1 protein-coding gene is annotated in these 418 nt (G+C 33.7%); it reads left to right on the top strand.

Annotated features, from left to right (window positions below):
• Positions 1-55: 55 nt before the first annotated feature.
• Entirely contained in the window at positions 56-325 is a 270-nt protein-coding gene (locus tag M901_RS18280) for a HEAT repeat domain-containing protein (RefSeq protein WP_369793740.1), read from the top strand.
• The last annotated feature ends 93 nt before the right edge of the window (positions 326-418 follow it).

Genomic DNA, 418 nt, shown 5'->3' with positions numbered 1-418 from the left:
CCATACAGATTTTTATCTAACTTTCCTGATGAGAGGTTTTTCTATTTACTAAAAAATCTATTATCAGTCGAGCTCAATAGAGTTAAGAGTTAGAATCGCAAAGATTCTTAAAAATCTTGATGATGAAAGGGGCGTTGAAATTTTAAAGAAGTTAACTTGTGATACTGATTTCTTTGTTCGTAATGAAGCGTGTTATTCTCTTGTTGAGCTTAAGAATAGTTCTGGAAATCATTATTTGAGAGATATCTTTGAAGATCCGGGGCATCCTAGTCATAAAATTATAAATAATATCTACTCCTTGAGAGCATTTGAGGAGGTCGCATGAATCAGTTTACTGAACTGTTAAACCAAGCACACTCATATTTTTCCGGTTTGCTTAACCCTTTTGCGCTGGAGGCTCTTCATATTTTTGAATTAG

Source organism: Bacteriovorax sp. DB6_IX, assembly GCF_000447775.1.
Lineage (GTDB): Bacteria > Bdellovibrionota > Bacteriovoracia > Bacteriovoracales > Bacteriovoracaceae > Halobacteriovorax_A.
This window is presented reverse-complemented; position numbering and strand designations above follow the sequence as displayed.